The sequence below is a fragment of the Kitasatospora sp. NPDC018619 genome, from assembly GCF_044391605.1.
Taxonomy (GTDB): domain Bacteria; phylum Actinomycetota; class Actinomycetes; order Streptomycetales; family Streptomycetaceae; genus Kitasatospora.
In genome coordinates this window covers 1-8393 of record NZ_JBISAI010000040.1, presented here as the reverse complement: position 1 = coordinate 8393, position 8393 = coordinate 1, and the positions used below count along the sequence as shown (strand labels likewise).

At 73.1% G+C, this 8393-nt stretch carries 6 protein-coding genes and 1 pseudogene; 3 read left to right on the top strand and 4 right to left on the bottom strand.

Translation table 11 applies throughout. The annotated features are described in order from the left end of the window. From ACH5AR_RS33745 to ACH5AR_RS33730, 4 genes and pseudogenes are all read right to left on the bottom strand, one after another. A pseudogene (locus ACH5AR_RS33745) lies at positions 1-137 on the bottom strand (ATP-binding protein); the annotation flags it as partial. Further along, the gene (locus ACH5AR_RS33740; RefSeq protein ID WP_396305346.1) at positions 118-543 is read right to left on the bottom strand and encodes a DUF742 domain-containing protein; all 426 of its coding nucleotides are present in this window, start codon (positions 541-543) and stop codon (positions 118-120) included. The pseudogene ACH5AR_RS33745 and the gene ACH5AR_RS33740, both read right to left, overlap by 20 nt. Positions 544-703: 160 nt before the next feature. Further along, positions 704-1117: a roadblock/LC7 domain-containing protein gene (locus ACH5AR_RS33735; RefSeq protein ID WP_396305348.1), complete on the bottom strand. Its 414-nt coding sequence runs from the start codon at positions 1115-1117 to the stop codon at positions 704-706. 10 nt (positions 1118-1127) lie between these two features. Next, positions 1128-4808 (bottom strand): nitrate- and nitrite sensing domain-containing protein, encoded by a 3681-nt coding sequence (locus ACH5AR_RS33730; RefSeq protein WP_396305345.1) that lies wholly within the window; start codon positions 4806-4808, stop codon positions 1128-1130. A gap of 637 nt (positions 4809-5445) precedes the next feature. On the opposite strand from ACH5AR_RS33730, the gene ACH5AR_RS33725 reads away from it, so the two are divergent. The 3 genes from ACH5AR_RS33725 (at position 5446) to gltX (ending at position 8192) form a co-directional block, all read left to right on the top strand. Beyond that, on the top strand, positions 5446-5667 hold the full coding sequence (locus ACH5AR_RS33725; RefSeq protein WP_396305344.1) for a hypothetical protein: 222 nt from the start codon (positions 5446-5448) through the stop codon (positions 5665-5667). Between the two features lie 232 nt (positions 5668-5899). Beyond that, a complete protein-coding gene (locus ACH5AR_RS33720; protein WP_396305343.1) occupies positions 5900-6700 on the top strand; it encodes a fumarylacetoacetate hydrolase family protein in 801 nt (266 codons plus the stop codon). A 61-nt stretch (positions 6701-6761) separates the two neighbouring features. Beyond that, entirely contained in the window at positions 6762-8192 is a 1431-nt protein-coding gene (gene gltX, locus ACH5AR_RS33715) for a glutamate--tRNA ligase (protein ID WP_396305347.1), read from the top strand. Positions 8193-8393 lie beyond the last annotated feature (201 nt).

Here is an 8393-nt window from a genome sequence, read left to right as displayed (position 1 = left end):
ACGGCTTCGGTGCGCAGGGGGTTGATCTCGGAGACGGCGCCGACGAGCGTGGTCTTGCCGACACCGAAGCCGCCCGCGACGACGATCTTGGCCGAAGTCGTGGCCCGGGCGGGGCCGTTAGAGCTTGCGAAGTCCACTGAGGACCCTTTCGAGCAGCGTGACATCGGGCGTTCCGCCCGACTCGCCCGCGGCGGCGGGCTGGTGGATGGCGACGAGACCGGCCTCGGCAAGGTCGGCGACGAGGATGCGGGCGACGCCGAGCGGCACGCCCGCCAGGGCGGAGATCTCCGCGACGGACTTGACCTCGCGGCAGAGGCTGACGATCCGGGCGTGCTCCGGCAGCAGCCCGCCCGTCCGGTCGGCCGCGCCGGTGGTGGAGATCAGCGCCTCGATGGCGAGCTGGTACCGGGGGCGGGTCCGTCCGCCGGTCATCGCGTAGGGGCGGACCAGCGGCTGCTGCTCGTAGCCGTCGGACTGCTGCCCGCCGTAGCCGCTGCCGTACCCGTTGCCGTACGGGCCGGCGGGTGTCGAGGGCGGGGTCATGGGTCCTCCTAGTGCTGCGGCCTTCGGCAGCCGGTTCCAGCTGGGGCGGTGCCAGCTGAGGCGGGATCAGCTGCCTGAGGGTAGCTGAGGGTGCGGCACCGGGTCCGGTCGGGTCGGACCCGGTGCGGGTGGGACGGTGGAAGAACCGCGCGGGTTCCGGTCAGTGCAGGAGACTGCCCTGGAGCTCGGCGCGGAGTGCGGGGGTGAGGACGGCGCCGGCGCGGTCGACGAGCAGGGCCATCTCGTAGCCGACCAGGCCGATGTCGGAGTCCGGCGCGGCCAGGACGGCGAGCGCGGAGCCGTCGCTGACGGCCATCAGGAACAGGAAGCCCCGCTCCATCTCGACCACGGTCTGGTTGACGGCACCGCCCTCGAAGATCCGGCTGGCGCCGGTGGTCAGCGAGGTGAGGCCGGAGGCGACGGCGGCGAGCTGGTCGGCGCGGTCCCGGGGGAAGCCCTCGGACATGCACAGCAGGAGGCCGTCCGCGGAGACCACCACGGTGTGGGACACCCCGGGGGTGTTGTCCACGAAATTGGTGATCAGCCAGTTCAGGTTCTGTGCGGCCTGGCTCATCTGGTTCAACTCAACGCTCCTGGTGATCTGCGCCGTTGCCGTCGCTCCGGCCACCGAAACTATCGAATCCGGACTGCTGGGCACCATGCTGGAAGCCCGCCTGGTTGGCGGCCTGCTCGGCGCCGGCGCGGCGGCCCTGCTGGATGCCGCGGCGCAGGTTGGTCAGCCGGCCGCGGACCTCCTCGGGGGCCCGGGAGACCTGCGGACCGGTCAGCGGGGAGGCCTCGGCGGTGCCGGAGACCAGGTTCGCCTGCGGGGTCCGCCGGGGCAGGCCCGACATGGTGACGCCACTGGTCGAGGGCTCGCGGATCTGCTCGGCACGGCGCCAGCGCTCGTCGTTCGCGGACGGGCGCCACGGCGCGTCGCCGGTGCCCGGCTGCGGCTGGCCCTGCGGCTGCTGCGGGGCCTGCTGCTGCGGAGCCGGCTGGGGAGCGGGCTGGGGGGCCTGCTGCTCCTGCTGGAACTCCGGCGCGGAGGTGCCGGGGCGGCGCGGCTGGTACGGCCGCGGCCGCGCCTGCTGCGAGTCCTCGGGCTGCGGGAACCAGGGCTGCTCGCCGGCGCCCGGCCGGCCCGCCGCCTCGGACGGCCCGGTCGGCAGCGCCATCGGCTCCTGGTGCGGCAGCGGCTGCGGCTGCTGCGGGGCCTGCTCCTGGCGCACCGGCTCCGGACGCGGCGGGTTCGGCACGTTCGGCAGCACCGGCTCGACCAGGCCGAGGCCCAGCGGGTCGCGCGGGTCGATCTGGCTGGCCTCGAAGCGCGGCCGGGCGAACTGCTGGGTGCTCTCGACCGGCGCCGGCTCGGCCGGCGGCAGCGGCTGGGCCTGCTGGGGGGCCTGCGGCGGCAGCTGCGGCTGGCGGTCGCGCTGCGGCGCGTCCGGGCCGGGGCGCTGCGGACCGCGCGGGCCCTGGGCACCGGGGCCCTGGGCACCGGGACCCTGGGGGGCCGGACGGCGCTGCGGCAGGCCGTCCTGCGGACGGTTGCCCGGCCGGGCCCCCTGCTGCTGCGGCGCGCCGGGACCACCGGGGCGGCCGTGCTGCGGCTGCTCGCCGGTCCGGGCACCCGGACCGCCGTCGAAGCCGCCACCGGGACGCGGCCGCTCCTGACCGGGCCGGCCCGGCTGCTGGGGGCCGCCCTGGGGCTGACCGGGCTGCGGCTGGCCACTGCGGCGGGGCAGGCCGTTCGGGCCGCTCTGCGGCGGGCCCTGGCGGCCCGGGCCGCGCTGCGGCAGGCCGCCCTGCTGGGCCTGCTGCGGTGCCTGCTGGTTCTGCTGGTTCTGCGGGGCCTGCTGCTTCGGCTGCGGCTGGGCGGGCTGTCGGCCCTGGCCCGGCCGGCCGCCGCCCGGCGCCACCGGGTTCTCCCGCAGCGACTGGCCGACCTTGCGGGTCGGCAGACCGCCGCCGGGCGCACCCGGGCCGGCCTGCGGACCGGGACCGCCCGGAGCGGCCGGGCCGCCCTGGCCGAGCTGCGGGCGCCCGCCCTGCGGGGCACCGGCGGCCGGGCCCTGGCCGAGCGCGGCCGCAGGGGCCTGGCGGCCGGGCGGCACCTGGCGCTGCTGGCGCGGCGTCGGGGTGACCCCGCGCTGCTGCTTGCCCTGGCCGGAGCCGGCCCGGCCGGCGCCGCGGCGGTCACCCGAATTGGTGACGTCCACGGGCAGCATGACCAGCGCGGTGGTGCCGCCGGAGTCGCTGGGGCGCAGCTGGATGCGGATGCCGTGCCGCAGGGACAGGCGGCCGACCACGAAGAGGCCCATGCGGCGGGAGACGGAGACGTCCACCGTCGGCGGGTTGGCGAGGCGCTCGTTGATCTCGGCGAGGTCGTCCGGGCTCAGGCCGATGCCGGTGTCGTGGATCTCGACCAGGACGCGGCCGTCCGGCAGCGCGTGGCCGGTGACCCGCACGCGGGTCTGCGGGCTGGAGAAGGAGGTGGCGTTCTCGAGCAGCTCGGCGAGCAGGTGGACGAGGTCGTTGACGACGCGGCCGGCGACCTCGGCCGACGGCACGGCGGCGAGCTCGATGCGCTCGTACTGCTCCACCTCGGAGGCGGCGGCGCGCAGCACGTCGACCAGCGGGACGGGCCGGGTCCAGCGGCGGCCCGGGTCCTCGCCGGCGAGGACGAGGAGGTTCTCGCCGTTGCGGCGCATGCGGGTCGCGAGGTGGTCCAGCTTGAAGAGGTTGGCCAGCTGGTCCGGGTCCGCCTCGCGGCTCTCCAGCTCGGAGATGAGCGACAGCTGGCGCTGGATGAGGCCCTGGCTGCGGCGCGAGAGGTTGGTGAACATCGCGTTGATGTTGCCGCGCAGGAGGGCCTGCTCGGCGGCGAGGCGGACGGCCTCGCTGTGCACCATGTCGAACGCGTGGGCCACGTGGCCGATCTCGTCCGTGGAGTCGACGGCGACCGGCTCGACCGTGGTGTCGACGTCGTGCGGGTCGGCCTCGGAGAGGGTCTTGACCAGCTCGGGCAGGCGGCGCTCGGCGACGTCCTCGGCCGCGGCCTGGAGGCGGGTCAGCGAACGCACCATCGAGCGGGCGATCAGACCGGCGCCACCGAGGGCGACGAGCAGCACCAGGGCGATCGCGACACCGATGATGAGGGCGTCGGCGTCGGCCTGGGACTGGAGGTCCTGGGCCTTGCCGTCCAGGTTCTCGATGAGCTTGGACTCGATGCGGCGCTCGGCGGTGATCTTGGAGCTGGCCTTCTCGTACCAGTCCTTGTAGCTGACCGCCTCGGTCTGCCGGATGCCGCTCTGGGTGAGGATCGTGGAGGCGTAGCGGTCGGCGTCGGCGACCACCGAGTTGTAGCTCAGCTGGCTGCGCAGGTTGTCCAGGTCGTGCGCGGTGTAGATGTTGTTGAAGCTCGCGATCGCGTTGTCGTACGAGCTGCGCAGGCGGATACCGAAGGACTCGTCGCTGGGGCTGAGGTCGGGGCTCTTCGGGTTGGCGAGCGCGGCGCTGATCAGGGCCCGCTGCTGGGAGGTCGCGTTCTTCGCCAGCGAGAACTGCTGCAGCGCGCGGGTGGAGACGACCAGGTCCTTGTTGTTCGACGCGAGGGCGATGTCCTGGGTGATGGACAGCAGGTCGCGGATGATCACGTCGTAGGCGGTGATCGTCGACTGGATGTTCTGGTTGTTCTGGTACGGCAGGCTGCGGGTGTCCGCGATCGAGTTCAGGTCCTTGCGGATCTGGAGCAACAGCGCCTTGCCACCGGACAGTTCGAGGTTCTCGAACCTGTCGGAGGACGCCGTGAAGGTGCGGCTCAGGTCGTCGGTGGACTTGCGGGCCGCGACGATGTCGTCGTCCAGCGGCGCGGTCGGGTCGTGGGTGATCGGGCCGGCGCTGATGTCGCGCTCGGTCTGGAGCGCGTCCGCGAGGTTGGTCGCCTTCTTGGCCAGGTCGGACAGGTTGGCCATCTGGGCGAGCTGCTGCGAGTTCTCCATCGAGCTCTGGATGCGCAGGCCACCGAGGACCAGCGAGACCAGGACGGGGAGGGCGAGCAGCGCGATCAGTCGGGTCCGGATGCGCCAGTTGCGCATCGCGAGCCGGTTCATACCGGTGGCGCGGCGCCGGGTCAGCGAGGTGCGGAGCTTGTCCCGGGTGGACTTCCGCTCCTGGCCGTCCTCCTCCGGGCGGCCGGGGACCTCGGGTGTGACCGGCTCGGCAGGGCCGCCGGGGGCCGCCGCCTGTCGGGGGGCTGCCACAGGCTCGCGCGACTCCGGGTTGCCCGCGGCGCCGCTACCCCTTTTGAAACGTCCCTGCACTGGCGTCGCAACCTCTGGACCGGGCGTCCCGCCGCGTCGCCACGGCCTGGACGGTGTCGAGTTTCCATCCGCACCCCGGCCGGTCCGGGAGAGCGGGCACCGGGGTGGACCACTCCCTACCCACGGTCCGTCGCATTCCAGCACAGCCGGGGAATCCCAACAAGGGCCGCAGGTACCGGGCGCCCGGCGCTACCGACCGCTTGCGCGTTCTCACGGACTGTGCGGTAACGGGACCGGAATACCGCCTTTTTCGGACACTCGCCGTATACATGCCAAGCAGACCCGGTATCGGGAAGAGTCGCAGACCTTCCAGAATGCCCGTTATCGGGCGGAATGTCGGAAAGTCCCGATGCGGCGATATGTCGGATATCTGCATTTTGCTCGGAAATTTGTGAGCAAAATCACAGTCTCATGTGTAGCTTTGGTCACGGTCTCTGTGGAATGAGATCCGTACCCTGGCTGTCTCCGGAGCACGGCCCCGATCAGCCTGCCCAGAACCCTTCCGAATCAATCGGAATCCATCAGGCCGGTGCCGATCCGCCGCGATCGGTCCGACCGTGACCACGAGGTGCTCTCGATGTCCCAGGCGAAGAAGGCCGCCACCACGTCCACGCTGTCCTGCCGCCCCACGGCGAACCCGCGCCGGACGACGCTGACCTCGGTCGAGGACTTCAGCAAGATCCCGGGCGCCCGCAAGCCCGAGGACGTCCTGACCTACGGCACCGAGCTGCCCGCCGTCACGGCCAACCCGCGCCGCACCCAGCTGATGGTCGCCCCGGTCGTCCCGGTCCGGGACTGACCACCAGCGGCGCCGCACCGAGGGCGCCGTCGTCACACCCGTGACGGCGGCGCCCTCGCCGTCGTCCGGGGCCCTTCCGTCCCGACCGTCCCGAACAGGGGCAAAGCGGTCAGCCGGGGCCCCACGCGATAGCCTGGAGCCCGATTGACGGGGCCGCGCCCACTGCGGGCGCGGCGCCCACCAGCGCCCGGGCGCGCCCCGGGCGGCCGACGAAGCGAGGGGTAGCCCAGCCGTGCGCATTGCCAGGTTTTCCGTCCGGGAAGGGAGTCCTGCCGCCGGCAGCGTCTCCTTCGGCGTCGTGGAGGGCGACCCCTCCCAGCCCGACTCGCTGGTCGTCCACGCCCTGGCCGGCCACCCGTTCGGCCAGCCCCAGCCCACCGGCGAGAGCTACCGCTTCCAGGACGTCCGGCTGCTCAGCCCGATGCTCCCGAACAAGATCGTGGCGGTCGGCCGCAACTACGCGGCGCACGCGGCGGAGCTGGGCAACGAGGTCCCGGACGTCCCGCTCACCTTCTTCAAGCCGTCCACCTCGGTGATCGGCCCGACCGAGAACATCGCCTACCCGCCGTTCTCCTCCGACGTCCACCACGAGGCCGAACTCGCCGTGGTGATCGGCCGGATGTGCCGCGAGGTGCCGCTGGACCGGGTCCCCGAGGTGATCCTCGGCTACACCTGCGCCAACGACGTCACCGCCCGGGACGTCCAGCAGCGCGAGGGCCAGTGGGCCCGGGCCAAGGGCTTCGACACCGCCTGCCCGCTGGGGCCGTGGATCGAGACCGACGTCGACCCGAGCGACCTCGCGATCACCTGCACGGTCAACGGCGAGCTCCGCCAGACCGGCCGCACCTCCCTGATGATCCGCTCGGTCGCCGAGCTGGTCGTCCACATCTCCGAGGCCATGACGCTGCTGCCCGGCGACGTCATCCTCACCGGCACGCCCGCAGGGGTGGGCCCCCTCAACGTCGGCGACGAGGTCGCCGTCTCCATCGAAGGCATCGGCACTCTCACCAACAAGGTGATCAAGCGTGGCTAACACCAACCCGGACGTCCGGGTTCGCTTCTGTCCCTCCCCGACCGGCAACCCCCACGTGGGGATGGTCCGCACGGCCCTGTTCAACTGGGCCTACGCCCGCCACACCGGCGGCACGCTGGTCTTCCGGATCGAGGACACCGACTCCGCCCGCGACTCCGAGGAGTCGTACCACCAGCTGCTCGACGCCATGCGCTGGCTCGGCCTGGACTGGGACGAGGGCCCGGAGGTCGGCGGCCCGCACGCGCCGTACCGCCAGTCGCAGCGGATGGACATCTACGCCGACGTCGCCCGCCGGCTGCACGAGGCCGGCCACGCCTACCACTGCTACTGCTCCACCGAGGAGCTGGACGCCCGCCGCGAGGCCGCCCGCGCGGCCGGCAAGCCCTCCGGCTACGACGGCCACTGCCGCGACCTGACGGAGGAGCAGGTCGCGGTCTTCAAGCTGGAGAAGCGCGAGCCGATCCTGCGCTTCCGGATGCCCGACCGGACCATCAGCTTCGACGACCTGGTCCGCGGCACGCTCACCTTCGAGCCGGAGAACGTGCCGGACTACGGCATCGTCCGGGCCAACGGCGCCCCGCTGTACACCCTGGTCAACCCGGTGGACGACGCCCTGATGGGCATCACCCACGTGCTGCGCGGCGAGGACCTGCTCTCCTCCACCCCGCGGCAGATCGCGCTGTACGCCGCGCTGGCCGAGATCGGCGTCGGCGGTGGCACCACCCCGCGCTTCGGCCACCTGCCGTACGTGATGGGCGAGGGCAACAAGAAGCTCTCCAAGCGGGACCCGCAGGCCTCGCTCAACATGTACCGCGAGCTCGGGTTCATCCGCGAGGGCCTGCTCAACTACCTGTCCCTGCTGGGCTGGTCGCTGGCCGAGGACCGCGACCTGTTCGACATGGACGAGCTGGTCGCCGCGTTCGACATCGCGAAGGTCAACTCCAACCCGGCCCGCTTCGACCTGAAGAAGTGCGAGGCGATCAACGCCGAGCACGTCCGCCGGCTGGCCCCGGAGGACTTCGCCGGCCGCCTGGTGCCCTTCCTCCAGGGTGCCGGGCTGCTGCCGGCCGAGCCCACCGCCGAGCAGCTGGACCTGCTCGCCAGGGTGGCGCCGCTCACCCAGGAGCGGATGGTCGTGCTGAGCGAGATCGTCGGCATGGCCGGCTTCCTGTTCGTGGCGCCGGAGGAGTTCGCCGTCGACCCGGACGACGCCGCCAAGGTGCTCACCGCGGACGCCCGCCCGGTGCTGGAGGCCAGCATCAAGGCGCTGGAGGAGCTCGCGGACTTCACCCCGGAGCCGATCCAGGCCGCGCTGCGCGCGGCGCTGGTGGACGGTCTCGGCATCAAGCCCAAGTTCGCCTTCACCCCGCTGCGGGTGGCCGTGACCGGCCGGCGGGTCTCCCCGCCGCTGTTCGAGTCCATGGAGCTGCTGGGCCGCCCGGAGACGCTGCGCCGGCTGCGCACCGCCCTGGACGCCCTCCCGGCCGCCTGAGGCGCGTCCGGCCGTCCGGAGGCCGCTCCTCCCGACGAACCCCTGCCCAGCGGCCCCCTGGGGCCGCCGGGCAGGCCGTGGGGGCGGCGCCCGGGCCGGGCCCCCCCCCCCCCGCCCCGCCCCCCCCCCCCCCCCCCCGCCCCCCCCCCCGGGCACACGTTTTGTTGGGGTGGGGGCGGCGCGGAGTGTTAGTTATATAGG

Excerpts from the sequence above, each read along its gene's own strand:
- ACH5AR_RS33725 (WP_396305344.1), top strand. The coding sequence starts at position 5,446 with ATGTCCCAGGCGAAGAAGGCCGCCACCACGTCCACGCTGTCCTGCCGC.
- gltX (WP_396305347.1), top strand. The coding sequence starts at position 6,762 with ATGGTCCGCACGGCCCTGTTCAACTGGGCCTACGCCCGCCACACCGGC.
- ACH5AR_RS33740 (WP_396305346.1), bottom strand. The coding sequence starts at position 543 with ATGACCCCGCCCTCGACACCCGCCGGCCCGTACGGCAACGGGTACGGC.
- ACH5AR_RS33735 (WP_396305348.1), bottom strand. The coding sequence starts at position 1,117 with ATGAGCCAGGCCGCACAGAACCTGAACTGGCTGATCACCAATTTCGTG.